Here is a 24,886-nt window from a genome sequence, read left to right as displayed (position 1 = left end):
GCCGCGCGGAGCGTCGTCGTGCCGCGCGGAGCCGTGCCAAGTCTCGGCGTGCTGGGGTCGGCGTCGGGAAGTGTCTGACCGGACACATCGCGTCGCCGGGGGTCGCGGGTCCTGCTTAGGGTCAGCGGGTGAGTGCTTTATGACCTGGTGGCATGCCGTCGTCATCTTCATTGCCGGGATGTGGGCCGGGACGATCAACACCGTCGTCGGGTCCGGGACGCTCGTGACCTTTCCGGTGCTGGTCGCGTTGGGCTATCCGCCGGTGACCGCCACGACCTCCAACGCGGTCGGGCTCGCGCCGGGGACGGTCAGCGGGGCGTACGGCTACCGGCGCGAGCTGGTCGGGTACTGGCCGCAGGTGGTGCGGTTCGCGGTCGCCTCGTTCTTCGGGGCGATCGGGGGCACCGTGCTTCTCCTGACGCTGCCCAAGGGCGCCTTCGAGAAGATCGTGCCGGTGCTCGTCGGGCTCGCCGTCGTGCTCGTGATCATTCAGCCGAAGGTGTCGAAGTGGGTGCAGAAGCGCCGCGAGGCCAACGGGCGCGAGCATCATGCCGGGCCGTTGCTGTTCGGGCTGCTGTTCGTCATCGGCATCTACGGCGGGTACTTCACCGCCGCGCAGGGCGTGATGATGATGGCCGTCATGGGCATGCTGCTGTCCGAACCCCTGCAGCGGCTCAACGGCGTCAAGAACGTGCTGTCCGCGGTCGTGAACATCGTCGCCGGCACGATCTACGCGTTCGTCGCCCCGGTGAGCTGGCCGGTGATCGGGCTGCTCGCGCTCGGGTCCACGATCGGCGGGCAGCTCGGGGCCAGGATCGGCCGCAAGCTGCCGCCCACCGTGTTGCGCGGCGTGATCGTCGTGATCGGGATCGCCGCCGTCGTGCAGCTGATCCTCAAATAGCCCGGAATTCCTTGGCCGCGGCCAGCATCAGGTCGTTCTCCTCCGGCGTCCCGATCGTCACGCGCGCGCCCTCGCCGGGGAACGGGCGCACGATCAGCTTCCGGTCCAGCATGTGGTCCGCGAAAGCCGCGGTGGCCTCGCCCAGCGGGAACCACACGAAGTTCGCCTGGGTCGGCGGGATCTCGTAGCCCATCTCCAGCAGCGCGTCCCGCACGCGGGTGCGCTCGGAGATGATTTCCTGGCACCGGGCGAGCAGTTCGTCCTCCGCGTCGAGCGACGCGATCGCGGCGACCTGCGCGATGCTGTTCACCGAGAACGCCACGTACACCTGCTGCAACGCCTGCGCGATCGGCTCCGGAGCCACCGCGTACCCCACCCGCAGCCCGGCGAGCCCGTACGCCTTCGAGAACGTCCGCAGCACCGCCACATTGCCGCGCGTCCGCGTGAACTCGACGCCGTCTGGCACCTCGGGGTCGGTGACGAACTCCTTGTACGCCTCGTCCAGCACCACGAGCACGTGCGGCGGCACCGCTTCGAGGAACCGCTCGATCTCGTCCCGGTGCAGCACCGTGCCGGTCGGGTTGTTCGGGTTGCAGACGAAGACCAGCTTGGTGCGGTCGGTGATCCGCGCCAGCATCGCGTCGAGGTCCAACCCGTGCTCCGGCGTCAGCGGCACCTTCACGCCCGTCGCGAGCGCCACCTGGACCACGATCGGGTAGGCCTCGAACGACCGCCAGCCGAACAGCACCTCGTCGCCGGGGCCGCACAGCGCCTGGATCATCTGCTGGCACAGCGAAACCGAACCGCAGCCGATCGCGAGCCGTTCCACCGGCACGTCCAGCCGCCGCGAAAGCCGCTCGCGCAGCGCCTGGGAACCGTTGTCCGGATACCGGTTCACCCCGGTCACCGCAGCCGTGATCGCCGCCTGCACGCTCGGCAGCGGACCGCCGGGCACCTCATTGCTCGCGAGCTTGACGGCCCCTTCGATCGTCCGGCCGGGGACGTACTTCGGCAACGAATCGAGGTCAGGGCGGGGGGCGAGGGACGGCATCGTCGGAACTCCTCGGTTTTCACGGGACGACGGGGTCACCGTATCTCGCCCCGGCGGATCCGGAAAGGTTCCCAATGTTCACCTGGAGGTGATTGCATGAGGCGATGACGTCGACGACCACCGAGGACTACCAGCGTACCGACGGCAGCACCCTTCGCCTCACCTTCGCCGAACCCGACGGCGCACTCCGCGGCGGCCTCGTGGTCCTGCACGAGGGCGACGGGGTCACCGACGGCGTCTTGCTGCTGGTCAAAAGCCTGGCCGGCGAGGGCTGGCTCACCGTCACCCCGCACATCGAGTCCGGCGAGCAGCTCACTCAGCGCGACCTGCTCGACGCCACCGACCGCACGCTCGACTGGCTCACCGAACGCGGCGTCGACGCCGACCTGCGCGGTGTGGTCGGCTTCGACCTCGGGGGCACGGCGGCGCTGGTCGTCGCCTCGCACCGCAAATTCGGCGCGGCGGTGAGCGTCGGCGGCCAGGCGGTCGCGGAGCTGCCGAAGCTGCTGGAAATCGCCGGCCGCGTGACCAGCCCGTGGCTCGGCATGTACGGCGATGCCGGGGACGAGGCGGGCGAGGCCGAGGTGGAGCAACTGCGCCAAGCCGCGGCGTCGGCGAAAGTCGCGACGAACGTGGTGCGCTATCCGGGCGCGAACCACCGCTTCGACGCCGACCCCAGCGCCGCCGAAGATGCCTGGCAGCGCACCCTCGACTGGTTCGACGCCCACCTCCGCTGAGCACCCCCAGCTGTGTCCTTTGTGGAGGGAGCGGAGTCCCGCCGAAAGCGGGCTTCGCGAGCATCCCGGGGTTAGCATCGGCAGGTGACCGAGAACGCCGCTGTTCCCGAGGTGCTTTGGCGACCCGACCCGGACCGGGTCGCTGACTCGAAGATCGAGGCCTTCCGCCGATGGCTGCGCGAGCAGCGCGGCGTCGACCTGTCCGATTACGACGACCTGTGGCGCTACTCGGTCGAGCACGTGCCGGAGTTCTGGGCCGCGGTCGCGGAGTTCTTCGGCGTGCGCTGGCACGAACAGCCGCGGGAAATCCTGTCCGGCGCGATGCCGGACGCGAAGTGGTTCGACGGCGGCACGCTCAACTACGCCGAGCACGCACTGCGCCCGGACACCGGCGGCGCGACGAAGGCCGACGACGAACTCGCGGTGATTTTCCACCGCGAGGACGGGCTTGCCGAGCAGTTCACGTACGGCGACCTCCGTGCGCACGTCGCTGCCGCGCGGGCGGCGTTGCGGGCTTTCGGCGTCGGCAAAGGAGATCGCGTCGTCGCACTCGCGCCGAACTGTCCGCAGACGCTCATCGCCTTCCTCGCCACCGCCAGCCTCGGCGCGATCTGGTCGTCGTGTTCCCCGGACTTCGGGATCCGCGCGATCGCCGACCGGTTCACCCAGATCGAGCCGAAAGTGCTCATCGCGGTGAACGGATACGCCTACAACGGCCGGAATTTCGACATCCGCGGCACCGTTCAGCAGCTGCGCGAACAGCTTCCGGCGCTGGAAGTCACGGTTTTGGTGAAATACCTGGGAGACGGGGCTCTCGACGGTGCCGTCGACTGGAACGCGATGCTCGCCGAGCACGCCGGCGGGGAGCTGGCGTACGAGCCGGTGGAGGCCACGCATCCGTTGTGGGTCCTGTATTCCTCGGGCACGACCGGGCTCCCGAAGGGCATCGTCCAAGGCCACGGCGGCATCGTCGTCGAGCACTTCAAAGCGCTCGGCCTGCAGAGCGGGCTCGGGCCGGGCGACCGGTTGTTCTGGTTCACCACCACCGGCTGGATGATGTGGAACTTCATCGTCTCCGGGCTCCTGGTCGGCGCCACGATCGTGCTGTACGACGGCAGTCCCGGCCATCCGGACCTGAACGCGCTGTGGCATCTGGCCGAACAGCACCGGATCACCTACTTCGGCACGTCCGCGCCGTTCATCCAGAGCTGCCTCAAAGCAGACCTCGCGCCGGCCGAGCGCTACGACCTCAGCGCGCTGCGCGTCGTCGGCTCGACTGGTGCGCCGTTGTCGCCGGAGGGCTTCCGCTGGATCGCCGACGCGATCGGCCGGGACGTGCAGATCTGCTCGGTCTCCGGCGGCACCGACCTGTGCGCGGCGATCGTCGCCGCCGCGCCGGACGTGCCGGTGTGGCTCGGCGAGCTGTCCTGCCGGGCGCTCGGCGTGGCCGCGGCGGCGTTCGACGAGCACGGCCAGCCGGTGGTCGAGGAGGTCGGCGAGCTGGTGATCACCGAGCCGATGCCGTCGATGCCGGTGTCGTTCTGGAACGACCCGGACGGTTCCCGGCTGCGCGAGGCGTACTTCGAGACCTACCCGGGTATCTGGAGGCATGGCGACTGGGTCAAGATCACGCGCCGCGGTTCGGCCGTGGTCTACGGCCGCAGTGATTCGACGCTCAACCGCGGCGGCGTCCGGATGGGCACCGCCGAGTTCTACCGGGTCGCGGAAGGGTTCGCCGAGGTCGCCGACTCGCTGGTCATCGACACGTCGGCGGCGGGCAACGACGACGGGCAGCTGCTGTGTTTTCTCGTACTCGCCGACGGCGCCACGCTCGAGGAAGTCGAGCCTGACCTGCGAAAAGAGCTTCGCAACGCACTGTCGCCACGACACGTACCCGATCGGTTCATCGTCGTTTCCGAGATTCCCCGTACGTTGAACGGTAAGAAGTGCGAAGTACCAGTGAAGCGGATCCTCTCCGGAGTCGCGCCGGAGAGGGCGGTGAGCAGGGACGCGCTGGCCAATCCGGCCGCGTTGGCCCCCTTCGTGGAGCTCGCCGCGGACTGAACGCGCAAGCGGGGGGAAGCATGGCAAGGCCGTGCGTGTTGCACGCGTGGTGACGGAGACGCGCGCGCAGCACACTTGGCAGGTGGCCGGCGTCACGTCGGTCGTCGCGATCACCTGGGTGACCAGGCTGGCCGGGCTGCTGGCGATCGTGTCCACGGTCGTCCCGGTGGGCCGCGACGTGCGCGGGCACGTGGCCAAATGGCTGGAGCTGCCGAGCGAAGCGACCACCGCGGCGGCCGCTGTGGCGCTGGTCACCGGTGTGTTGCTGATCATGCTTGCCGCCGGGCTGCGGCGGCGCAAGCGCCGCGCTTGGCAGCTGGCGGTCGGCTTCGCCGCGCTGCTGGCGTTGTCACACCTCGGGCTGCGACACGTGTTCGGCGCGGGCGTGGTGTCGGTGGTGCTGCTGGCCGGGCTTCTCGGCACCCGGCGGTACTTCATCGCCCGCCCAGACCCGACCGTCGGCCGTTGGCGCGCGTTGCGGGTGCTTCTGCAGCTGGTGCTGGCCGGATTCGTGCTCAACTTCGTGCTGCTGTCGGTCGCACCCGCGCGGATGCTCGACCCGCTGAGCTTCGGCGACCGGCTGTCCCAGTCCGCGCTCGCGCTCACCGGCGTCAGCGGGCCCGCGGTGTTCCACGAGATGTGGTTCGAGGACTTGTCCGCGTCGATCGGGCTGCTCTTCAGCATCACCGGCGTGCTGGTGTCGGCGTACTTCCTGCTGCGCTCGGCCGAACCCGCGCCCGAGCTGTCCGACGACGAACTGGCACGGCTGCACGAACTGCTCAAGCAGCACGGGGACCGGGACTCGCTGGGCTACTTCGCGCTGCGCCGCGACAAGTTCGCGGTGTTCTCCAAGACCGGCAAGGCGGCCGTCACGTTCCGCGTGATCGCCGGGGTCGCGCTGACGTCCGCCGACCCGCTCGGCGACCACGAGGCCTGGCCGGGCGCGATCGAGGAGTACCTGGGCATCTGCCAGCGCAACGCCTGGATTCCCGCCGCGATGGGCGCGTCCGAGCTGGGCGCGACGGTGTGGGCCCGGTTCGGCCTGGAGGTGCTGGAAATCGGCGACGAGGCGGTCGTCGACACCAAGACGTTCACGCTGGAGGGCCGCGTGATGCGCGGGGTGCGGCAGGCGGCGTCGCGGACGAAGCGGGCCGGCTACAAGGTCCTCGTGCGGAGGGCGGAGGACCTGCGGCCCGGCGAGCTGCCCGAGCTGGTGCACCTGGCCGCCGCCTGGCGCGGCACCGAGACCGAACGCGGGTTCTCGATGGCGCTGGGCCGCATGGGCGACCCGGGTTCGGTGCTCGTCACCGCGGAACAGGGCGGGCGCGTGCGAGGTGTGCTGCAGTTCGTGCCGTGGGGCGAGCGGGGACTGTCGCTGGACGTGATGCGGCGGGACCGCACCGCCGACAACGGCGTGAACGAACTGATGATCTCGGAGCTGCTGCTGTACTGCCGCGAGAACGGCATCGACCACGTGTCGCTCAACTTCGCCGCCTTCCGCGCCCTGATGGAACAGGGCCAGCGCATCGGCGCCGGCCCGGTCGCGCGGCTGTCGGCGAAGGTCCTGCACTTCTTCTCGCGCTGGATCCAGATCGAAAGCCTCTACCGGTTCAACGCCAAGTTCCAGCCCCGATGGGTCCCGCGTTACCTCGTCTACCCGGGCGTCGGATCGCTCCCGCGCGTCGGCATCGCGACCTTCGAAGCCGAGGGCCTCGGCGGCCGTTCTCCCTGGTTGCGGCGGCTGCTGCAGCGTTAAGGGGGGTGCCTTCCCGAGGGGCGGGAGGGGTGTGTAACCTATCTGAGCAGTGGTCGTTAGGACCCAGGAGGCTTCGCCTAGTCTGGTCTATGGCGCCGCACTGCTAATGCGGTTGGGGGTAACCCCCCCTCCCGGGTTCAAATCCCGGAGCCTCCGCTGGTGCCTGTTTCGGCAGGTGCTAGGTTAACAACTGAACACGCGCCCGTAGCTCAGCTGGATAGAGCATCTGACTACGGATCAGAAGGTCAGGGGTTCGAATCCCTTCGGGCGCACTGTCTGGTCGAGACAGCATAGCAAAAACCCCCTGGTGACAGGGGGTTTTTGCTTGTCCGGACGCGGTTTTTCACCTGCGCCGGGAGCGATCGGTTGCCGCGTTATGGCTCGGTTTCTGTTGCGTGCTCGAGGATGTCGGCGATCTGGCGAGCTGTGCGCCCCGCGTCGTCGAGCCGGGTCGCGAGCGGCCGGTAACCAGTGCTGGTTGGTCGGATTCTGGGAATTCGGGTATCCGCCCTGGCGCCCGGTCGGGTTCGGCACCCCCGCGTTTTCTCGCCGCTCGACCAGTATCGCCACTCGCCAGTCATGACGGTCCTCGCGTCTGGCGAGAAGTCGAACAGCTCAGCGGTGCGCGGCTCATCCGGGCGCGGGGAATGTCCGGTGTGGATGAAGCGTCGGTGGGCGGGCGGAGATCCTTCCCACGACGCGAGCAGCGGGAGGTTCCGCGCGGTGGGCCCATCCGGTTCGATCCGCTTGCTCACCGACGTGCGGTCGGTGACGCCGTGATCATCCCACCAGCGTGCCACGTCCGGGTTGGCGGTCCGCAGCTCGGCGACCAGCGCGGCGAGGCGCCGGTCGCCGGGGTGCCGGCCGACCTCGTACCGCATCGAACCGACGGCCGCGGCGGCGAAATCGGCCCAGTTCAGGATGCGCTCGCGGGCAAGCGTGCCCCGTGCGAGGGCAGCGCGCCGCAGTCGGCTGACCCCGGCCTGCTGCGGGTGATGGACAGCGGGGCTTTCCTGCGTTCGCGGCGGGACCGCCTGACCCCGGCGCAGGCGGGGATCGAGCCGTTCCCCGGGCCGCGGCGGGTACCCGGGCTGCGCCGCGAGGAGCTCGCCGTGCTCGCGGGGCTCAGCCCGGACCACTACAGCTGCATCGATCAGGGCCGACAACCGACTATCCGCGAGGATGTCGTGGCAGCGCTGTCGCGGGCGCTCGGCCTGAACGACATCGAACGCGAGCACCTGCGCGACCTCGCCGCCCCGGTTGGATGGCGGAGGCCGGGCACGCGTTCGTCGGCCTCTACTCCGCCTCGAAGGCCGCCGAAGCACAGCTCGCCCGCAGTTGGGCGGCCGAGTTCGGGCCGAAGGGCGTGCGCGTGAACACCGTCGCGCCGGGTGCCACGCGCACCCCGATCAATGACGGCTCGGCGGACGTCATCCGCCGGATAACTGACGACCTGCCCGCCGGGCGCGCGGGCTAACCAGCGGTCGCCGCCCGCGAACGGCCAAACAGGTTCGGCCCGTATTCAACTCACGATGACGCGCAGCCGTGCCATCCCATGACGTTCTTGCCGGTCATGGCGCACGTCGGCCGAGCGGGCGCACTTTCTGGTCGAGACAGCTTAGTGAGAAACCCCCTGGTGACGGAGGGTTTCTCACTGTCCGGGCTAGAGCCGGGGCCATTGGCGCGAAGCACGGTGCCCGTCGGCGGACGGCAGGCAGTGCCGCACAGTTTCCGCGGATTCACCTCTTCAATTCACCGGCAGGAGATAGCCGCCAAGCTTTCCGGAAATTGGCAATCCGCGTGATTCCGCTGCGGCGCGGAGAGCGAGGAAAGCCCCGCTGTCCGCGCCGTGTCCGCGAGGATGTTACTTGTCTTTCTTCTTCGGCAGATGTTCGGCGGCCTTCTTGCCCGCCGGGCCCAGTTTGTCGAGCACCGTGCGCACGCCGTTGACCACGGCGTCCCCGACGGGGTTCGGGTGATCGTCGTCCGGGTCGCCGATGCCGCTCGCCGCGCCGCTGGAACCTGAGTCCATGATGGTTCTCCCTCTCTGGTGTAGTGATTTCCGATTGCCGATTTGGTTGGCGAATTACCCGCTATTTCATGCTACGCACTCGGCGCACCCACAACAACCGGGCGATTTGGGCCTCCTCTCCGGGAACGGCGCCGAGCCGATTGTTCATGAGGTGGACGTGCTGGAATGCGGCGCGGTAAGGCGTAACGCGGCGGGCCGAATCCCGGTACTCCGCCCAGAACCGCTCGGCGTAGCGGCGCAGCGGGCCGCCCACGGAGTCGGTTTCGAGTTCCCGTGCCACGGTTTCGGCGAGGCGGCTCGCTTGGCGGAGGGCGGCTGGATCGCCGGGGTGCGCGGTCGCGGCAGCGGGACGCCAGGCGACGGTCCGGGCCCCGCGACCTGACCAGTACCACGCGTACTGGTGCAGAAAACTCACCTGCTGCGTCGTGGGCAGACCGTCGGCGAGGACCGCGGTGTGGGCCGCGGCCAGTGCGATGCGCCGGGCCGGCGTGCGGGCGGGCAGCAGCTCCAGGGCGGTTTCACTGCCGAGATGCGCGACGCGTTCGGCGAACTCCACGCCGTCCGGCCCGCGGAACTTCGCCAATTCCGGTTCGTACCAGCGTTTCACGACTTCCGCGCCGTGTTCGGCGAAGCGCCGATCCAGGTCCGCTTCGACCTCGGCCGCGGCTTCGGGCCGCGCCTTGAGCCGTACGCGCAGCTGAAGGCCCGACATGTCCATGTACTGCAAGAAAAACCACCGCCGCAACCCTTCGCGGTGCGCGGCGACGACAGGGTGCACGACTTCCCGCAACAGCGTCGGAACGGGGCGGAGATCGGGCACGTAAACCCGCCAATAGCGCCACTCCGGGCGTAGCACGGCATCAATCATGGGTCACCACCGTGAGGAATTCCGTGACGCGTCCGGCGGTCGCACCCGCGGCGGGCAGCGCTTCGGTGAATTCGAGTTCCTCCGCGCCGCCCAGGCCTTTCAGCGCCGTCCACGCCGCGAGCGGGGAGTCGAAGCTGAGCCATTGCGGTTTGCCCAGCGGCGTTCCGCCCGCAGCGAGCCCGCGGACGAACAACTGCTCGGGCAGCCCGTGTTCGGCACGGAACATCCGGCCGGCGCGGAGGAAGTCGAGGTCCGGCCCGCTGCCAAGCTGCGGGAGCGCCGACGCGGGCAGCGTCCAGCGCGCCCGGCGCAGCACGAGGCGCCCGTCGGTCACCCGGTCGCGGAAGCCAGGGCCGGGCGTCGGTGCCCACGGGCCGAGCGACAGCCACGGGTCCGACAGGAGTTGCAGCACGCGGGGCACGCTGCGCAAGAGGTGTGCGGGCACCGCGCCGAGATAGCTCAACGCCGCGGGACGGCCAGCTGGGTCGAGGATTTCGAGGGTGCCGGTGGCCGGGTCGTGGCGCACGCGGAAACCGTCGATCGGCACGCCGCCGTAAGCACGTTCGGCTCCCCAGGACAGGACGGGCGTCGCCCGCACGGCCGGGCGTTGCGTGTCCGTCCAGTCGGCGTGTGCGGTCAGCTGGTAGACCGCCGCGTCCGGAAACCGCCGTTCGTGCAAGGCGGTCATCGCCGTTTCGACCTGATCGGACAGACCCGGCACGCCCGCCCAGCGCGCGACCGCGCCGAGGTAACCCGGATGGACCTGGTTGAGCACCAGCGCGTCGCCCGCGACCTGCCAGAACACCGAGTGCGCGGGCCGTCCGACGCTCGCCCCGGACACCTCGCGCGCCTGCGGGTCGGGCACCGCGCACCGCGAGAGCCACCACATCGGGTCCAGGTCCCGCACCGCGCGGAACGCGAATTCGGCGAGGTCGGCGGTGCCTTCGCGGTAGTGGTGCACGAAAAACCGGACCAGGTCGAAGTAACCCGCCCGGGGCCGCACCATCGAGCGCAACACGCCTTCGAGACGGTCCAGTTCGTCGGGAACCCACCCGGGCGGGGCGGTTTCCGGCTCCGGCCCGTGCGCGACGGTTTCGTGCACCAGGCCCAGTCCGTCGAGCCATCCGGCGCGGGCCGGATCGCGCTCGGCCAACGTCGTGCGCAGGCGGGAGCGCAAGGCGAGCACGGCTTCGGCCCGCTGGCGTCCGTTTTCCTTGCCCGCAACGACCTTTTCGGCTTCGGCCAGTGCGGGCTCGCCCCACGCCGTGAAGTGCCGAGGTTCGGTCAGCTGCCACGGCGGCACCAGCAGCAGCAGGCCCTGGTCCAGCAGCCGACGCAGCTCGTCGGGCGAGCATCCCAGCAATACGGCCAGTTCTCGCAGGCGGCGCGGGCGAGCGTCGAACGGCACCGGACCGGGCAACGCCGTGACCTCGTCCTCGCGGAAGTACACGCCACTGCGCTTGAGGTGGACCGGCAACGCGGCGAGCCACTCGTCGCCGACCAGCCTGGTGTCCACATTGGGCAGCACCATCGGGTCGCTGGCCAGCGCCGCGTAGGCGAGCCGCGCGGCGACCCGCGAAGAACTCACCAGCCTGCGTTCCGGGCCGGGATCGACCGCCCCGGTGAAGCCGCCGACGCCGACCGTGGTCAGCGTGCCGAACGGACTGGGCTTCAGCGTGGTCCGCACCAGATACGACACCGCGCTGCGGCTCAGCCTGCCGCCGGGTTTGCCCAGCCCCGGCCGGTCGGTGAAGGCCGTGACGAACTCTGGGCTGGCCAGCGCCAGCCCGGCGAGCACGTCGGGGGTCCGCAACGCGGCCGACACCGCGCGCTGTGCCGCCGCCAGCTCGCCGGTCAGGGCCCGAGCCGCTTTTTCCAGCAGTTCCCGCTCTCGCACCAGCGCTTGGTGCCACTCGCCGAGCCGCTCCGCGTCCGCCGGGGCCAGCACCTCGCGCGAGAGCCGGAGCCCGGCCTCGTCGGTGCGGTCGTTGAACACGCCCCGGCGCAGCCGGATCAGCCCGCGCCGCTGGTCGCGCGACAGTTCGTCGCGGCCGATGACAGCGTGCAGCAGATCGCAGACCGGTTCCCGCAGCGCGGTTTTGCGCGCCGCGGCGGCCTCGGCCTCCTCCAGCAGGGCAATGGTCTCCGGGGCGCGCAGGCCGTCGAGCACCGCGGCGGAGAGACCGCAGACCCGGGAGACGAGCAGTTCGGCCATGGCCGTCACCGCCGATGCGCGGCCAGGGCCTCGGCCTGCCAGCCCGGGTCGTTGCCCGCACGCCAGTCGAGCGCGCCGTCCCCGCTCACCGGGGCCGGCAGTTCCGCCGGGGCGCTGCCGAGGATGAACTCGCCGACCGAGGACTCCCGCAGGTAGTCGAGCTTGAACGCGCGAGCCGACGCGTCGGCGTCCCCGCTGCCCAGCCCGCATCCGGCCAGCCCCATCGCGGTCGCCACCAGGTACATCGTCTGGTACAGCGCGCCGGCGTGTTTGAGGGTCACGGCGTAGGCGATCGACTGGTACTTCCACGACAGCCGCTGGAAGCGCGACGTCATGGTCACCAGCACGTCCGGCACGGCTTGGCCGCCGGTCGACAGCGTCGCGACGGACAGCAGTTCCTCCCGCGCGTCCTCGTCGGCGTTGACCAGCCGCAGCACGTGCTCGCCCGCGTCGTAGTGGTAGATGCCCGGCGCCAAGCCGTGGCACCGGCGCACGGTCAGGTACAGCTCCAGTTCGTAGCCCGCGCCTCCGCACGGGTACGGACGGCTCGACCCCTCGTACGGCATGCGCGCCTCCGGCCGCGGACCGTACGTGCCGCGCACCCGCGCGGTGCGGTACAGGAACTCGCCCAGCTGCTCCGCGGTGATCGGCTTCTCGCCGTACGTCCGGATGGACTGACGCGCTTCGATGGCCTCCTGCAGGCCCGGGTCAGCCGAGCGTACGGTGTCGAACTCGGGGCGGTACAACGCGATCGCCGGGCCTTCCGGGGCGGGCTTCACCGCGGGCAGCGGCTCGATCTGGCCCACGTAAGGGAATCGGCCGCCGAACGCCTCGTCGGTGCGCCCGATCCGGCTGCGGCTGTGGAAGTACAGGTCGTGTACGTCCCACTGGCGCAGCACGTCGTCCTGGTCCGCCGGGAACTCGCCGTCGGTTCCGAGGTCGAGGAAACCGGCACCGGCCAGCGCGGCCAGCACGGGATGCCATTCCGGGGCCAATTCGGAGACCGGTCGCGCGACGGCGAGCGCGGCCACGGCCCCGGTGAGCGCCGCGTCGAGGAGCACCGCGCGGTACTTCCCGATCGGCGACTCGACCACCAGCTCACCGCCGCGGCGGCGCAGCAGGCTGAACTTGCCGAGGCGCAGCCACGCGCCGGCGATCTCGGGCAGTTCGGGCCGCAACGGCGTCACGCCGGTGCGCTCCAGCACGGCCACACGCTCGCCGCGCAGCCGGAAACCGGCGGCGAGGAACGGTTCCACCTTGGCCAGCACGGCGGCGACCGGCGAGTTCGGGTGCTGCGCGACCAGTTCCTCTTCGGTGTGCAGCCCGGCGCGGACCTGCTCGAGTGCTTCGAGCATCGGCGCGCCGACGCCCTTGAGCCGGTAGCCCGCGCGGTCGGCGAGCCCGAGCAGGACTTGATCGTCCTTGTGCAGCAAGGAAATGTCGCGGCGGAAGGTGACGACGGTTTCGGCGGTGCGTTCGAGCGTGGTCATAGGAACATCGCAATCGGGTTGAGGTCGGCTTCGGACGGCTTGTGGTCGATCCAGCCCAGCTCCAGCGGCACGTCGTACAGCCGGCCGGGCGCGAAGCGGGGCCAGAAGTGCCGCATCCCGGGCACCAGCACCCGCACCACCGGCAGGCCGATGTCGACGCGAGTCTGGTCCAGCACCAGCATTTCCATGCCGTGCTCGGCGACGATCCGCTCGGCGCGCAGCACGTCGTCGCGGACATCGGTGCTTTCGTAGCGGGCGAAGTCGGCCTTGGTCCGCCGCGGGCCTTCGGCCGGGAGCACGTACGGCTGGTTCTCCGTCGTCGCGGTGCGCCACCAGTGCAGCTGGTCCGGGTCGTTGTAGGCGTAGGTGCCCGAACCGTCGGCCTTCATGCCGATCACCGCGGGCAGGAACTGGTTCATCTCCGACAGCGCCCGCCCGATCGCCACCTCCACGTCGAAGTGGGCGCCGAGCGCGAACAGGATGTCCTGCGCGGGCTTGTCCCGGCGGACCGAAACCGCGGCCACCGACGGGATGCCGAGGTCGTTGGTCAGGTCCAGCACCCAGGTGTCGCGTTCGAGAGCGTCGTAGCGCTGCTGCCATTCGGCGAAGTACGGAACGTCGAAAGTGGACAGATCGATGGCCGGGCGGCGCAGCCGGTGGTACCACCACATCGCGACCGTGTCGCGTTCGACGAGTTCCATGAAGCCCTGCAGCACCGCGTCCTCGAGACTGGTGCCCGCGGCGCAGCCGTTGGAGTTCGCTCCGGCCTGGTACCGGCTTTCCGGGTGGTGGTAAGCGAAGTAGAGCCCGGAGGTGGGGAACAGCTTGGTGCGCTGCTCGGTCAGCGACCACACCGGCGACCACTCGACCTCGGCGTGCGGGTCGAGATCGTCGGCGACCCAGTGGAAATGCGACGGGCGCGCGTTCCATTCGGCCCGGTCGCGGAACTGCGCCTCGCTGTACAGGTGCACCGCGTTGGGGTGGATCACCTCGGCCGGGTCCAGCTCGGTGTAGCGCGCGGTGCGGCGGGCTTCGTCACCGTGGAACAGACCGGAATACCGCTCGATGGCCTCGCCCAGCGCGGACGCCTTGGCCTGTGCGTCGCTCATTCCCTTGCCCGCGCTGCAACTGCGCAGCCCGGCCCGCAGGTCGTTGGCGTTGGCCATCGGGATCGCGAAGTTCTGGCCCGCGGTGTAGGTGTGCAGACCCTCGACCTCCAGCGGCACCTTCACGAGGTTGCTGATCGGGCCGGTGACCGGGCTGATCAGGTGCTCGTACCGGGCGACGAACTGCTCCGGCGGACGCGAGCGGTACCCGCCGTCGCTGCTCGCCATCCGCGGGCGCGATTCGATCCGCACGGGCGTTTCCTGGCGGCGCGCCTGCAGATCCGGCTCACCGCACAGCGGGCACTGCGGGCGCCGCTGGAACGGGTGGTGCTCCTGGGTAAGGCTGATCGTGTCGAGCGTGATCACCTCGGCCTGCCACGGCGCGCCGTACTCCGCGGCGACCCCGCCCGGCGGCTGCGGCATCGCCGCGCGTCCCGCGGCGAACGCCCCGGTGAGCCACTTGCCCACGTGCAGCGCGGCGAGCCGATGCGCCAGGTCCTGGGTGACCGGGGTGCCAGTCACCGAGTTGACCAGCGCGGGGCTGTCGAGCACGCCGCGCTGGCGCAGGTAGGAGGCGAGCACGTTCTTGTTGGACAGCCGCACCCGCAGGCATTCGTAGCAGCCGGTGACCTCGGGTTCGAAAACCGGGCCGACCCAGATCATGCTGCCGACCGGCTTCACCGGCAGCCACGGCACCCCGGCCTCGTGGAACTGCTTGCCCCATTCGGCGAGTTCCGGGCGCAGGTAGTCGTCGGTGAGCACGACGGTGAACCCGCCGGGCTCGCTGGTCACGGTGGTGCCGAGCGCCCGCAACGCCTCGGCGAATCCGGCGGCGTCGACGTCGCCCGCGGTCCGCACGCGTACGTTCGCCGCGGCGAGCCGGCGCACCGCGTCGTCCCCGTCCACCCCGGACGCTTCCCAGTAGCCGCCGACGCGCGGGTCGACCTCGGGGTCGACCTCGACCACGTAGCCGCTGCGGCCCAGCCGGTCCAGTGCGACGTCGATCCGCGCGGGGTCGGCCTCGGCGAGTTCGGCCTTGATGTCGTCGCGGCTCAGCTGCCCGTCGGCCAGCAGCGGCGCGAGCTGTTCGACCAGCGCGCCGGCCAGCCGGGTTTGCGTGGTCCGCTCGCTCGTGAGGTACACCGCGTCGCCGGGCACCGTCAGCACCCGCAGCGACCGGTTGAACCTCGTGACCCGGTTGATGCTTTTCGTCATGGTTGTTCCCCTCAGTCGAGCCGGCGGGCGGTGCCCACCAGCCGGGCGAAAGCCTCCGAATGACCGGCCACCTCGGCGAACGTGCCGAGGCTGGCGATGCGGCCGTGCTCCAGCACGGCGATCCGGTCGGCCGAGCGGATGGTGGACAGCCGGTGGGCCACCACCACCCGGGTCAGCCGCAAGTCGTCCACCGCGCGGCGCACCAGCTCCTGCGCGGCGGCGTCGAGCGCGCTGGTCGCTTCGTCGAGCAGCAGCACGGACGGGCGTTTGGCCAGCGCGCGGGCCAGCAGCAGTCGTTGCACCTGGCCGCCGGACAGCCCGCTCTCGCCGTCGGTGACCTGGGTGTGCAGGCCCATCGGCAGCGCGCGGACGACGTCGGCGAGCTGTGCCGATTCCGCCGCCTGCCAGGCCAGGCGCAGGTCCGTCTCGCCGGTCGCCCCGCAGATCACCTCGGCGAGCGTGCCGCGCATGAGCGTGGCGTCCTGTGCGACGTAGCCGATCCGCGTCCGCAGTTCGTCGACGTCGCAGTGGCGGACGTCCACGCCGTCCACCAGCACCCGGCCGCGGTCGGCGCGGTCGAGGCCGAGCAGCAGCCGCAGCAGGGTCGACTTGCCCGCGCCGGACGCGCCGACCAGCGCGACGAATTCTCCCGGCTCGATCCGCAGCGAAATGTCTCGCAGCAGGTCGCGGGTCTGGCCGGGATAGCGGAAGCTCACGCCGTCGAGCACCACCGCGCCGCGAGCGCGGGGGAGCGGAACCGGGTTCGGCGGCGTTTCCGGGCGGGTCGTGAGCACCGGCGCGAGCCGGGCGTGCACCGGGCCGATCGAGAACAGGCCGACCAGCGCGCCCTGCAGCCGCGCGGCGGTGAGGTTGAGCGTCATGGCGACCATGACGACGGTCCACTGCGCGGTGAAGCCGAGCCCGGCGGTCATCGGCAGCAGCACCGCGAGCAGCGCCGGATAGCACGCCACGGCCAGTGCGCTCGCGATCTCCGAGTACCGCAACCCCTTGTCGTCCGACCGTTTCTGCGCGGTGAACGCTTCGCGCCAGCGACTGACCACATAGGACTGCGCGCCGAACGCCCGTACGTCGTCGATGCCGAGCATCGCCGGGTACACCGCGGCCTGCACGTCGTCGACCGCGGCCAGCACGTCGGTGTCGTGCCGTTGCTGGCGCACGGAAAGCCACAGCATCGCGCCCAGCACCAGGCCGAACATCCCGGTGGCGGCGACCGCGAGCCACGGGTCGAGCAAGGCCAGCAACGCGACCGCGACGAGCGCGAACACCGCGTGCAGCGCGGCGGTCAGGCCGCCGCTGCCGAGGAGCCCGCGCAGCTGGCCGACGCCCCCGGCGAAGCCCATCAGCCGGCGCAGCGGGTACTGGCGGAAGAACGCCGAGGGCAGGCTCAGCAATCGTTGCCACAGCGCGGATTCGAGCCGGTCCTGGGCTCGGTCGGTGAGGGTGAGCAGACCACGTTCGACCACCGCGGTGGTCAGCAGCTGCAAGGCGAGCAGCCCGGCGAGCGCTCCGGCGGCGTACGGCACGGCGTCGTGGTTCGCCGCGGCGATCGCGATCGCCAGCACCATGCCCGCCAGCGGCACGACGAATCCGAACACCGTCGCCAGCAGGCCGAGCACCGCCGTGACTGCCAGCCGGACTCGTTCGCCTGCCAGCGCGAACGACAGCAGTCCGCGTCCGGTCATTCCTTCGGGCGGCAGCGTGGTCATCCGGCCACCTCCGCGAAGTCGCGATACCCACGAGCGTGCGCGACGAGGTCTTCGTGCGTGCCGTAGACGCGGACCTTTCCTCGGTCCAACAGCACGACGGTGTCGTCGCCGCGGACCTCGGAAAGCCGGTGCGCCACCACGATCGTCGTGGTGCCGCGGGCCCGCAGCGCCGCGTCGATCCGTCCGGCGAGAGCCGTTTCGACCGCACTGGTCGCTTCGTCCAGCACGAGCACGCGCGGGTTGCGGGCGAGCGCGCGGGCCAGCGCGAGCCGTTGGCGCTCGCCGCCGGAGAAGTTGCGGGCCTGCTGGCTCACCGTGGCTCTGTCGACGCCGCCGCGCAGCGCGATCGTTTCGGTGAGCTGGGCGTCGGCGAGCGCGGCGGCGATCGCGTCGTCCGGCAGCCGCGTGCCCAGCTCCAGGTTTTCCCGCACGGTGCCCTCGAAGAACGCGGGCCGCTGCGGCACGTACCCGACCAGCGACGGCCGCACCGAAGGCGGAAGGTCCGCGGTGCGCTTGCCGTCGACGAGCGCCACGCCTGACCACGGCCGCACGAGTCCGGCCAGCAACTTCGCCAGCGTCGACTTGCCGCAGCCGCTCGGGCCCACCAAGGTCATGCGGCCGCCGGGCGGCACGTCGAGATCCAGCGAGACCAGCAGAGGTTCGGCGTTGGTGTCGTAGCCGTAGCGCAGGCCGCGCACGGTGACGCGGCCCGGTCCCACGGCGACCGGTGCGTCCACATCGGACGGATCGGTCTCGGCGCCCGCCACGTCGTCGTACGCGGCGAAGCTGCTGCGCAGGCCGCCGATCCGGTGCAGTCCGGTGACCAGTCCACCGGCGTGCAGCTGCCACACGCCGGCCAGCACGGCCACGGTGATGACTTCGCTGGGCGCGACCAGTGCGGTCAGCGCGAGGCAGACGGCGTACCCGAGGGCGTGCAGCGCCGTGACGCCGAGCCCGAAGCCGTGCTCGCCCAGTGCAACTTTCCGTTGCGCAGCAAGCACTTTGCGCTGCGCTGATGACCAGCGCGCGAACGCCTGCCGTCCGCTGCCTTCGGCCTTCACCGTGTCGATCGCGGAGAGCACGTTGAGCGAGAGCCCGTCGCGTGCCGACTGCTCGACCATGAGCGTCGACTGCCGTTCGGTGCCGGACCGGCGGCCGAGGCGCAGGAACAGGGCCGTGATCAGCGTGCTGCCAAGCAGGACCGCGGCGGCCGCGGGGGCGAGCACGGTCAGCACGACAAGCAGACCGAGCACCGCGGCGGCGTTCACCGCGACCGGGAGCACCACCGTGGTCAGTTGCTGCGCGATGGTGTCGGCGATCTGCACCCGGGCCGCGACGCCACCGGTGAAGCGGCGATGGAAGTAGCTGCCAGGCAAGCGGAGCAGGTGCCCGACGAGTTCGCTGGACCGCGTGAGCGAAGTGCGCAGAAGCGCTGCCGAAAGCAAGCGCTGCTGAGCCCAGCCCGCCAGCGCGACGCCGACCGCGGTGGCGGCCAGAAGCCACTGCGCACTCGGCCCGGCGGTCGCGGTGACCAGCGACCGGGCGAGCAATGCGGCCGTCACCGTCAGCGCGGCGGTGAGCACGCCCGCGGTGACCGCGCCGACAACCGCGGGCAGCCCGGCACCCAGCCAGCGCATCGCACGCGGCAGCACCCGCTGCGGCGCGCCACTTCGGGTGAACCCGGCACCGGGCCGGAAACCCAGGTACAGCCCGGAAAACCGGGAGCGGAACTCGGCCAGCGACAGCGTCAGCCTGCCCGCCGCCGGGTCGTGCAGCCGCACCCGGCCGTTTCGGCCGACTCGTTCCAGCACCGCGAAGTGCCGGTTGTCGACGAACACGACTCCGGGCGCGGCGAGTCCGCGCAGGGTGGCGACGTCGGTTTCGGTTCCGGAGAGCCGGACGCGCTTGGCGCTCACGGCGAGCCCGAACTGCTGCCCGCGCCGGGCGAGCGTCGCGGCGCTGATCCCGTCCCGGCCGCCGCCGCACGCTTGCGAAAGCTCCGGCCAGGTCAGGTGCTTGCCGAAACCGGCGAGCAGGATCCCGAGGCAGGCCGCACCGCAGTCGGACTCCTCGACCTGGCGGAATTCGGCACCCGCGCGGGAGCGGAAGCGGGTGCTCACCGCGCACCGCTTTCCGCGAGTGCCGGGGCGAAGGTCACCGGGAGCACGCGCGGGGTCGGAAAGGCCAGCGACTGCCGCCAGGGCAGTTCGGCGAGCGGACGGCTCGGGGTCGGCAGCCGGTGGTGCACCGCCTGAAGCAGCGACTGCGCGGTCATCGCGGCCAGCGCGCTGCCCAGGCAGTAGTAGCTGCCGTGGCCGAACGCGACGTTGCCGGTGATCGGCCGGTCCCACCGGAACTCCAGCGGATCGGCGAACTTCCGCGGGTCGAGGTTCGCGGCGGCGAAAGCCAGGATGACGGTGTCGCCCGCCTTGAAGTCCAGGGTGCCGACGGACAAGTCGTGCGTGACCTGGCGCGAGCCGAACGCGACCGGCGTGCGCAGCCGGATCGCCTCGGCGAACACGCGGTCGGCGCACTGCTCGTCGGCGGCGAGCGCGGCGGCGATCTCCGGACGCTCGGACAGCACGACGAGCGTGTTGGCGAGCGCGGCGGTCACGGTGTCGAGGCCGGTCATGAACAGCAGGAGCACCATGTCGACGGCCTCGTCGGCGGAGAGCTTGCCGTCCTGCTGCGCTTGGGCCAGGTGCCCGATCAGGTCGTCGGCCGGTTCCGCGCGGCGCCGGGCGAGCTGGCCGGCGACGTACTCGCGCAGCTCGGCGAACTCGGCGGCGGTGATCGGCGGACCGGCCTCGGGGTGCGCTTCGGCGAGGAAACCGGCGGCCAGCTGGTTCATCATGCCGGTGGCCCTCGCGGTGACCAGGTCGCGGTCGGCGGGCGAGATGCCCAGCAGCACGGCGGTGACCCGCGCGGGCAGCGGCGTCGCGATGTCGGCCACGAACTCGGCCTCGCCGCGCCGGAGGGGCACGGCCAGCAACTCGGCCACCACCTCGTCGATCCGGCCGCGCAGCGCGGCCAGCCGACGGCCGGAAAACGCTCCGGTGAGCACGCTTCGTAGCCGCTGGTGCTCCTCGGCGGCGCGCACCGACATGGTGCCGCTGAAGAAGCGAACAAACTGTGGGTTATCTCGGCGGACGTCCTCCTGGAACACCGGAGCCGCCATCGGGAAGCCGGGGTGGGTGCAGAGCCGGGTCACCAGGTCGTAGCCGGAAATGACCCACATCCCGTCGAACCGCACCACCGGTGCGCGTTCCGCGAGCTCCGCGAAGAAGCCCGGAGCGTCTTTGCCGAACGGCTCCTGACGGGCGAAGTGCCGCCACAGCCGCTGGACGATTTCTGCCATCCCCCAGTTCCTTTCTCGGCACGTGTTCGTCCGCACCGCGTGGTCGCCGCCGCACAATAAAAAGATTCATCATTCGGCGGCGACCACGGGTGTGCGTGGAATATCGGCTAATGCGCCTGGATCAGGTGGCGCAGCCGTAGGTGCCGAAGCACACCGGGCAGCCGATGCTGCCCGCCGTTCCGAAGCAATTGCTGGCTCCGGCCTCGGTGAGTTCCTCGATCACGAGCTCCTCGACCTGCGGGGCCTGCGTGGTAGCGTTCTCCATGGCAACCTCCCTTCGAAATTCGTTTCGCCGCGGATGTGGTAGGGGATTGTCAGCTCGAGCTCGCGGTGCCGACCGTGCCCGCCGAGCTCGGGCACCCCGCGGTGCCCACGCTGCCGAGGCAGAAGCTGCCCGCCTGGGCGTCCGACAGCTGCTCGATCGTGAGCTCGGTCGTGGCCGGCTCCAAGATCTCTTCGTTCATGGTGTTCTCCCTGTTCAGAGGGTCAGTGCGAGCTGACGGTGCCGTAGGAGCCCGCGCTGGAGGGGCAGCCGAACGTGCCGGCCGACCCGACGCACCAGCCGGCGCCGGTGGCGTCGGACAGCTCCTCGACGGTCAGTTCCTCGGTGAAGTCCTGCGACTCCTGCATGTCCATGTGCGTTGTCCTCTCAGGACCAGCTGAAGGCGGTGCCGATGCACGCCGGGCAGGTGGTGGAGCTGATGGTGCCGCCGGTGTTCGTGGTGCCGGCGCCGGCGACCTCGCCCAGCTCCTCCACCGTGATGTCCTCGGCGAACGCCTGCTCGACCTGCGTGTCGAACTCGTTCATGTTGATCTCCTCGGATGTGCTGACCAGTGTTTTTCCGGATGCGGACGCGCTCAGCCGAAGCTGGAAGCGGTGCCGACGCTCGACGGGCAGCCCGCGCTGCCGATCGAGAAGGCGGTGCCGGCCGCGGTGGTCTCGACGAGCTCCTCGACCTGCAGCTCCTCCACCGTGTCCACGACGTTGGTGCTCTCCTGCATTCCTTTCACCTCCTCCCGAGATAAAAGTGAAGGGAATTCATCTAGGGAGTGCAGGCGACCGTGCCCTGAACCCAGCCGTTAAAGCTGTAGCGGTACCGGTATTCCCCGCCCTGAGTACCGAGGTACTCCCATTCCGCCAGCTCGAATCCGACGTTTCTGAACTGTGTGCTGGGCACACACCTCGGCGGTGCCGGAACGCTGGCTTCCGTAGTGGACACACCGGATAAACCGGACACAACTACTAAAGCGGAAACGATCGCAGCGGTCATGATGCAAGCCCCCAGGCTTTTTGATTCCCCAGTTTTGCGCTATTCGCTTCGAGCGATTCGCACACGGCGAACGTAAACCAAACTCCGCGTCCGGGAGATGGGTAATGCGGCGATATCACCCATCTGGAGTAGTTAACTGTCAGATAATTTAGGGTTCCCTTAGGGAAGGTATGCTAAGGGTGCATGGCTGCCTACACAGCGGTGACCCTGAGTACTGGCTCCGGATAGCTCAGCGACCGGCCGCGAAGCCCGCCTTGGCGGCGAGCACCAACGCCCGCACGCCCGCCGGCAGCGCCTCCGGGGACGGGGCGAAGTCCGGCGAGTGGTTGGTCCCGCGGTCGCCGACGCCGAGCGTCCAGTAGCAGAGCGGCGCGCCGTCGGCCAGGTGACCGACGTCCTCGGCCGCGGCCACCGGCGCCGTCCAGGAGACGAAATCCGGACTGAGGGCGGTCAGGTGCGCGGCCCGCACGGCGAGCGTGAGCTGCCGGTCGTTGATCGTCGCGGGGGCCGAGCGGACCGTCTGGATCTCCGGCTCGACCGGCGCGCCGGACGCGGCGGCCTCGGCTCGGCACACGCGCTCCACGGCGGTCAGCGCGCGGCTGAGCGCTCCGTCGGTGGCCGAACGCACGCTCACCCCCAGCCGCACCCGGTCCGGGATCACGTTGGCCGCGTCGCCCGCGTGGAACGACCCGACCGTGACCACTACCGGTTCGGCGGGGCTGGTTTCCCGCGCCACCACCGACTGCAGCCGCACCACGAGATGTGCGGCCAGCACCACCGGGTCGACCGCGAGGTGCGGCGCGGCGGCGTGCCCGCCCCGTCCGTGCAAGGTGATCGCCAGTTCGGCGCACGGTGCGGTGATCGGCCCGGGCGAATGCCCGATCCGCCCCACCGGTCCCGGCACGGCGTGCTGCGCCAGCACGGCGTCCGGCTTCCCGAAAACGTCGTGCACGCCGTCGGCCACCATCGCCAGCGCGCCGTCGAGAGTCTCCTCGCCCGGCTGTCCGAGCACGAGCAGTCTGCCCCGCCAGCCCGCCCGGTCCCCGGCCAGCTCCGCCGCGGCGCCGACCACGGCGGCGAGGTGCAGGTCGTGCCCGCAGGCGTGCATCGCGGAACCGCTTGCGGCGTAAGGCAACTCTGTCCGCTCGGCCAGCGGCAAAGCGTCCAATTCGGAGCGCAGCGCGACCGTGGGCCCCTCGCCGTTGTCCAGGGCCGCGACGACGCCATGGCCCCCGACGCCCGTGCGCACGTCGAAGCCAAGACCGGTCAGCTCCCGCGCGAGGACGGCGGCGGTGCGCTCCTCGGCGCCGGAGAGTTCGGGATGGCGGTGCAGATCCTGGTACAGCTCGATCAGGTCCGTCACAGCCACCCGGCCTCCTCCGCGACCCGGTAGGCCGCCACGCGGTTGTCCACCTGCAGTTTCGTCAGGGTGCTCGACAGGTAGTTGCGCACTGTGCCCTCGGCCAGCGACAGCCGCGCGCCGATCTCGGCGGGACGCAGCCCGGCTCCGGAGAGCCGCAGCACTTCGAGCTCCCGGTCGGTCAGCGGCGTCTCGCCGACCGCGAGCGCGTCGGCGGCGATTTCGGGGTCGACGTGCCGTCCGCCGGCGCACACCTTGCGCACGGCGTCGATCAGCGCGTCCGGCGAGATGTTCTTCGTGACGAACCCGCGCACCCCGGCCCGCATGGCGCGGTGCAGGTACCCGGGTTTGCCGTAGCTGGTGACCACGAGAAGGGCGCACGGGATGCCCTCGGCGTGCACCGCCTCGGCGACCTCCAGGCCGGACATCCGCGGCATGTCGATGTCGACCATGGCACCGTCGGGACGTTCGCGCCGGATGGCTTCGAGCGCGTCGGCGCCGTTGTCCACGGCTTCGGCCACCTCGATGTCGTCGGCGAGGCTGAACACCGTGCGCAGGGATTCCCGGAGCAGGGCGTGGTCCTCGGCCAGCACGATCCGCAGGGTCATGAGTTTTTCCTCGGCAGGTCAAGGGGAACGCGGGCGGTGAGCACGAACTCGCCGTTCGCGTCGGTGTGGTCGAGCGTGCCGTGCACCGCGGCCAGCCGCTCGGCGAGACCGGTGAGACCGTGGCCCGCCCGGGACCCCCCGGAGTGCGGCCGGTCGTTGGAGATCCGGACGGTCAGCGCCGCCGGTTCGCGCACGAACTCGACGCGGCAGTTCTCCGCGGCACTGTGGCGCAGGATGTTGGTGCCGCCCTCGCGGATCGCCGCGCCGATCGCCTCGGCCGCGGGCGCGGGCAGGTCCTCGGGCACCGGATCGGCGACCACCCGGACGCCGGCGAGGCTGAGGATCGAGGAGGTGCCGCGCAGTTCCTCGGCGAGGCTGGGCTGCCGGTAGCCGGCGATCACCTTGCGCAGTTCGGACACCGAACCGCCGGCGAGTTCGGCGATCTGGACGAACTGGTCGCGCGCGGCGTCCTTGTCCGCGTCCAGCAGCCGCACCCCGAGTTCGGCCTTGAGCCGCACCACCGACAGGCCCCGGCCGAGCACGTCGTGCAGGTCGCGGGCGAAGCGCAGCCGCTCCTCGACCACCGCCATCCGGGCCAGTTCGTCGCGGCTGGCGTGGACCTCGGCCGCGTAGGCGACCAGCAGCCCCATCCCGGCCAGCACCACGACGGTCACGACCGAGCGGAGCAGGGTCTCGGCCACCGCGAACGCGGGCACGTCGTGCAGGAACGCGATGCCGGCCGTGCTGAGCAGCACGAGCAGCGGGAAAAGCCAGCGTTTGACCCCGGTGAAGCTGATCGCCGCGACCCCGGCGACCAGCGCGGGCAGCGCCAGCCACGCGGGGCCGAAGGCCAGCAGCAGGGCGTAGGACAGGCTGGTGGCGATGGCCACGTCGAGCAGGTGCTCGCTGCGCGAGGACGTACGGCGCACCACTGACCACACGACGCGGCCGATGGCGGCCAGCAGACCGGCTCCGGCCAGCACCGCGAAGAGGACGTCGACCACCGGGGGCCGGGTGCTGAGCCAGAGGAAGAACCCTTCGCCGGTGAACGCGACGACCGTGCCGAGGATCAGCAGCGCGACGACGCGGCCCAGTGTCCCGGGGCTCCACCGGTCCACACGTCCTCC

The 24,886-nt window shown here is 70.7% G+C and carries 23 protein-coding genes, 2 tRNA genes and 1 pseudogene; 8 read left to right on the top strand and 18 right to left on the bottom strand.

The features are described from left to right. The first annotated feature begins 139 nt into the window (after positions 1–139). Complete coding sequence (locus L942_RS36435; protein WP_037368993.1) at positions 140–901, top strand: sulfite exporter TauE/SafE family protein; 762 nt, start codon at positions 140–142, stop codon at positions 899–901. Here the strand turns inward: L942_RS36435 and hisC are convergent. Beyond that, positions 894–1,952, bottom strand: coding sequence for a histidinol-phosphate transaminase (gene hisC / locus L942_RS36430; RefSeq protein WP_037368991.1), 1,059 nt, complete (start codon positions 1,950–1,952; stop codon positions 894–896). The genes L942_RS36435 and hisC overlap by 8 nt on opposite strands. A 104-nt stretch (positions 1,953–2,056) precedes the next feature. Here hisC and L942_RS36425 point away from each other — a divergent pair, with 104 nt between their 5' ends. From L942_RS36425 to L942_RS36405, 5 genes are all read left to right on the top strand, one after another. Continuing rightward, the gene (locus L942_RS36425; protein WP_037368989.1) at positions 2,057–2,689 is read left to right on the top strand and encodes a dienelactone hydrolase family protein; all 633 of its coding nucleotides are present in this window, start codon (positions 2,057–2,059) and stop codon (positions 2,687–2,689) included. Positions 2,690–2,773: 84 nt separating this feature from the next. Beyond that, positions 2,774–4,753: an acetoacetate--CoA ligase gene (locus L942_RS36420; protein ID WP_037368986.1), complete on the top strand. Its 1,980-nt coding sequence runs from the start codon at positions 2,774–2,776 to the stop codon at positions 4,751–4,753. 46 nt (positions 4,754–4,799) lie between these two features. Next, positions 4,800–6,509, top strand: a complete 1,710-nt coding sequence (locus L942_RS36415) for a phosphatidylglycerol lysyltransferase domain-containing protein (RefSeq protein ID WP_037368984.1) — start codon at positions 4,800–4,802, stop codon at positions 6,507–6,509. A 66-nt stretch (positions 6,510–6,575) separates the two neighbouring features. Then, positions 6,576–6,665: transfer RNA gene (locus L942_RS36410), tRNA-Ser, on the top strand. 42 nt (positions 6,666–6,707) lie between these two features. Beyond that, positions 6,708–6,781: transfer RNA gene (locus L942_RS36405), tRNA-Arg, on the top strand. Between the two features lie 102 nt (positions 6,782–6,883). On the opposite strand, the gene L942_RS45740 is transcribed toward L942_RS36405, so the two are convergent. Then, positions 6,884–7,432: an MmyB family transcriptional regulator gene (locus L942_RS45740; protein ID WP_440201362.1), complete on the bottom strand. Its 549-nt coding sequence runs from the start codon at positions 7,430–7,432 to the stop codon at positions 6,884–6,886. Between the two features lie 72 nt (positions 7,433–7,504). Here L942_RS45740 and L942_RS46385 point away from each other — a divergent pair. Continuing rightward, positions 7,505–7,690 (top strand): annotated as a pseudogene (locus tag L942_RS46385) (transcriptional regulator); the annotation flags it as partial. An 83-nt stretch (positions 7,691–7,773) separates the two neighbouring features. Further along, positions 7,774–7,986, top strand: a complete 213-nt coding sequence (locus L942_RS43430) for an SDR family oxidoreductase (protein ID WP_081655375.1) — start codon at positions 7,774–7,776, stop codon at positions 7,984–7,986. A 387-nt stretch (positions 7,987–8,373) separates the two neighbouring features. Here the strand turns inward: L942_RS43430 and L942_RS44675 are convergent, their stop codons facing one another. The 16 genes from L942_RS44675 to L942_RS42360 all read right to left on the bottom strand — a co-directional run bounded on the left by L942_RS44675 (position 8,374) and on the right by L942_RS42360 (position 24,877). Further along, the gene (locus tag L942_RS44675) at positions 8,374–8,541 is read right to left on the bottom strand and encodes a hypothetical protein (protein WP_158684593.1); all 168 of its coding nucleotides are present in this window, start codon (positions 8,539–8,541) and stop codon (positions 8,374–8,376) included. Between the two features lie 61 nt (positions 8,542–8,602). Beyond that, positions 8,603–9,409 (bottom strand): thiopeptide-type bacteriocin biosynthesis protein, encoded by an 807-nt coding sequence (locus L942_RS36390; protein WP_081655374.1) that lies wholly within the window; start codon positions 9,407–9,409, stop codon positions 8,603–8,605. Next, on the bottom strand, positions 9,402–11,624 hold the full coding sequence (locus L942_RS36385) for a hypothetical protein (protein WP_037368980.1): 2,223 nt from the start codon (positions 11,622–11,624) through the stop codon (positions 9,402–9,404). The genes L942_RS36390 and L942_RS36385 overlap by 8 nt, the downstream gene beginning before the upstream one ends. 5 nt (positions 11,625–11,629) lie before the next feature. After that, positions 11,630–13,114, bottom strand: coding sequence for a SagB/ThcOx family dehydrogenase (locus L942_RS36380; protein ID WP_037368978.1), 1,485 nt, complete (start codon positions 13,112–13,114; stop codon positions 11,630–11,632). After that, positions 13,111–15,435, bottom strand: coding sequence for a TOMM precursor leader peptide-binding protein (locus L942_RS36375; protein ID WP_235079604.1), 2,325 nt, complete (start codon positions 15,433–15,435; stop codon positions 13,111–13,113). The genes L942_RS36380 and L942_RS36375 overlap by 4 nt, the downstream gene beginning before the upstream one ends. A gap of 11 nt (positions 15,436–15,446) precedes the next feature. Continuing rightward, complete coding sequence (locus L942_RS36370; RefSeq protein ID WP_037368976.1) at positions 15,447–17,162, bottom strand: ATP-binding cassette domain-containing protein; 1,716 nt, start codon at positions 17,160–17,162, stop codon at positions 15,447–15,449. Further along, positions 17,159–19,282, bottom strand: coding sequence for an ATP-binding cassette domain-containing protein (locus tag L942_RS36365; RefSeq protein ID WP_051166499.1), 2,124 nt, complete (start codon positions 19,280–19,282; stop codon positions 17,159–17,161). The genes L942_RS36370 and L942_RS36365 overlap by 4 nt, the downstream gene beginning before the upstream one ends. After that, on the bottom strand, positions 19,279–20,520 hold the full coding sequence (locus L942_RS42365) for a cytochrome P450 (protein ID WP_051166498.1): 1,242 nt from the start codon (positions 20,518–20,520) through the stop codon (positions 19,279–19,281). The genes L942_RS36365 and L942_RS42365 overlap by 4 nt, the downstream gene beginning before the upstream one ends. Positions 20,521–20,641: 121 nt before the next feature. Then, the gene (locus tag L942_RS45120) at positions 20,642–20,785 is read right to left on the bottom strand and encodes a hypothetical protein (RefSeq protein ID WP_167441931.1); all 144 of its coding nucleotides are present in this window, start codon (positions 20,783–20,785) and stop codon (positions 20,642–20,644) included. Positions 20,786–20,834: 49 nt separating this feature from the next. Further along, complete coding sequence (locus L942_RS44670; protein WP_158242476.1) at positions 20,835–20,984, bottom strand: hypothetical protein; 150 nt, start codon at positions 20,982–20,984, stop codon at positions 20,835–20,837. Positions 20,985–21,006: 22 nt separating this feature from the next. Beyond that, entirely contained in the window at positions 21,007–21,156 is a 150-nt protein-coding gene (locus tag L942_RS44020) for a thiocillin family RiPP (RefSeq protein WP_009085976.1), read from the bottom strand. A 13-nt stretch (positions 21,157–21,169) separates the two neighbouring features. Continuing rightward, the gene (locus L942_RS44665; protein ID WP_143271399.1) at positions 21,170–21,328 is read right to left on the bottom strand and encodes a RiPP peptide; all 159 of its coding nucleotides are present in this window, start codon (positions 21,326–21,328) and stop codon (positions 21,170–21,172) included. A 50-nt stretch (positions 21,329–21,378) separates the two neighbouring features. After that, a complete protein-coding gene (locus L942_RS44015; RefSeq protein ID WP_106965167.1) occupies positions 21,379–21,522 on the bottom strand; it encodes a thiocillin family RiPP in 144 nt (47 codons plus the stop codon). Positions 21,523–22,020: 498 nt separating this feature from the next. After that, complete coding sequence (locus tag L942_RS36360) at positions 22,021–23,160, bottom strand: amidohydrolase (RefSeq protein WP_037368973.1); 1,140 nt, start codon at positions 23,158–23,160, stop codon at positions 22,021–22,023. Beyond that, positions 23,151–23,759, bottom strand: a complete 609-nt coding sequence (locus L942_RS36355) for a response regulator transcription factor (protein WP_037368971.1) — start codon at positions 23,757–23,759, stop codon at positions 23,151–23,153. Before L942_RS36355 ends, L942_RS36360 begins: the two co-directional genes overlap by 10 nt. After that, positions 23,756–24,877, bottom strand: a complete 1,122-nt coding sequence (locus L942_RS42360; RefSeq protein WP_051166497.1) for a sensor histidine kinase — start codon at positions 24,875–24,877, stop codon at positions 23,756–23,758. The genes L942_RS36355 and L942_RS42360 overlap by 4 nt, the downstream gene beginning before the upstream one ends. Positions 24,878–24,886: the final 9 nt, after the last annotated feature.

The sequence above is a fragment of the Amycolatopsis orientalis DSM 43388 genome (assembly GCF_000411975.1).
Taxonomy (GTDB): Bacteria; Actinomycetota; Actinomycetes; order Mycobacteriales; family Pseudonocardiaceae; genus Amycolatopsis; species Amycolatopsis orientalis_D.
Note: the sequence above shows the minus strand (reverse complement) of the source record. Positions and strands in the feature narration are given on the sequence as shown.